The sequence below is a fragment of the Burkholderia sp. Nafp2/4-1b genome (genome assembly GCF_003635165.1).
GTDB lineage: Bacteria > Pseudomonadota > Gammaproteobacteria > Burkholderiales > Burkholderiaceae > Burkholderia.
Map to the genome: position 1 here is coordinate 1 of NZ_ML058678.1, position 2,117 is coordinate 2,117.

Below are 2,117 nucleotides of genomic sequence, written 5' to 3' on the forward strand. Positions count from 1 at the left end.
CTTCGCCACACTTTCGACCGGAGAAAGACTGCCGAATGACCGGTTCGGCCGGCGCGCGACTGAAAGATTGGCGAAGGCGCAGCGGGCGCGCAAGCACAAACGACATATCGCGAAGCTGCATGCCAAGATCGCAAATGCTCGCGCCGATTTCCAGCACAAGCTCGCGCTCGATCTGGTGCGGCGCTTCGATTACATCGCGGTCGGCAATGTGTCGGCTGTCAAACTCGCCAGAACCAGGATGGCGAAGAGCGTCTACGACGCATCCTGGTCGTCCCCGAAACAAGCTCCGTTACAAGGCGATGGCGCACGGGGTCACGTTCGAGGAAGTCGACGAAAGTGGTTCGACCCAGTCCTGTTCGTCGTGCGGGTCGAAAGACAGCACGACGCGGCCGAAAGGTATCGCGGGACTGCGAATAAGAGAGTGGGCCTGCAGTGGATGTGGTGTCGTGCATGATCGAGATACCAACGCTGCGGTGAACATTCTCCGATGCGGACGTGCATCGCCAGGTGTGGGAATCCTCTCCCTTTAGGGAGAGGAGATGGACGTCAACGAGTCGTGAGCGATTACCGGCGACTGATAAAGTGTCATAAGGAATGAGCCATGGCGAGTAGCAATGTGCGGCTCGGGCCGCCTAAGATTATTCTTGCAGACGATCATCCAGTCAGCGCTATTGGTACCGAAGCTGTGATTCACAACCGGGGCATCGGAACGGTCGTTGGTCGTGCAACCGATTCGGATAGCTTGGTGCGCTTGTTGCACAGCGTCTCGTGTGACGTGCTTGTCACCGATTTTTCGATGCCAGGTCAAAGGTGCGGGGGTGGTATGGAGCTTATCACCTTCGTTCAGCGTCATTTTTCTCACATTCCGGTGGTCGTGTTGACGATGATGCACATCCCCGGAATTTTGGAGGCGATTTGGCGCAGTGGGGTGGCCGGCTTGGTCGGTAAGGACAGTGGCGTAACCGATTTGGCGCTGTCGGTACAAGCTGCATTATTTGGCGAACGTTACATGGCTCAGTCGGTGCGCGAGCGTATTGGTCTAGACGGCCTAATTCGGGTGGATCGGAGTGTGGCGCTATCCCCTCGTGAATCAGAAGTTCTCCGGCTGCTGGCGTCGGGATTAACCGTTGTTGAAATTGCAGAGCAGCAGAACCGAAGCTTTAAAACGATTAGCCGACAGAAAATGACGGGCATGGCCAAATTGGGGGTCTCAAACGATGCGGAACTGTTTCATTACCTAAGTGCATGCGGTGCCCTTCATTGATCGAGAAGCGCGTCATACCTCGTCCTTCAGGGGCGAGGAAGGGAAGCGCGCACGCCAAAGGCGGCCTTGACAACGCGTCAATGCCGATACGATTACTTCCATGCAAAGACTCCAGGCCTTCAAGTTCGAACTGATGCCAACCGGCGAGCAGCAGCGCGATATGCGCCGCTTCTCCGGATCGTGTCGGTTCGTCTACAACAAGGCGCTGGCGTTGCAGAGGGGCAATTACGCCACGGGCGGCAAGTTCATCAGCTACGTGGCGATGGCAAAGCGCCTCACTGCGTGGCGAAATGGGTCGGAGACTGCGTGGCTCAAAGATTCGCCCGTTCACCCGTTGCAGCATGCGCTCAAGGACCTGGAGCGGGCCTACAGGAATTTTTTCGGCAAGCGCGCGGCATTCCCGCGCTTCAAGAAGAAGGGCAAGAGCGAGCGCTTGCGCTACCCCGACCCGAAGCAGATCAAGCTGGATCAGGGTAACAGCCGAATCTTTCTGCCCAAACTCGGCTGGCTGCGCTACCGCAATAGCCGGTGCGTCTTGGGTGAGTTGCGCAATGCCACGGTATCCCAGAGTGCCGGAAAGTGGTTCGTCTCGATCCAGACACAAGGCGAGGTAGATCGGCCGGTGCCGCAAGCCACCAGCGCGGTTGGCGTCGATGTCGGCATAGCTCGCTTCGCAACGATGAGCGACGGCACGTTCCTCGCGCCGCTCAACAGCTTCAAGCGGCACGAAGCTCGGTTGCGCCGTGCGCAACGGGCGATGAGCCGCAAGGTGAAATTCAGCAGCAACTGGAAGAAGGCGAAAGCTCGCATCCAGCGCACCCATGCCCGCATCGGTAACGCCCGCCGCGATTAC

The 2,117-nt window shown here is 58.1% G+C and carries 2 protein-coding genes and 1 pseudogene; all 3 read left to right on the top strand.

Annotated elements, in window-relative coordinates; genetic code table 11:
- A pseudogene (locus C7H84_RS35855) lies at window positions 1–530 on the top strand (RNA-guided endonuclease TnpB family protein); the annotation flags it as partial.
- A 71-nt stretch (window positions 531–601) separates the two neighbouring features.
- Complete coding sequence (locus C7H84_RS35860; protein WP_121863192.1) at window positions 602–1,264, top strand: response regulator; 663 nt, start codon at window positions 602–604, stop codon at window positions 1,262–1,264.
- A gap of 100 nt (window positions 1,265–1,364) precedes the next feature.
- On the top strand, window positions 1,365–2,117 hold a 753-nt coding region (locus tag C7H84_RS35865), incomplete at its 3' end, for an RNA-guided endonuclease TnpB family protein (RefSeq protein WP_162999524.1).

Coding starts and splice junctions, on each gene's coding strand:
- C7H84_RS35860 (WP_121863192.1), top strand. CDS start 602: ATGGCGAGTAGCAATGTGCGGCTCGGGCCGCCTAAGATTATTCTTGCA.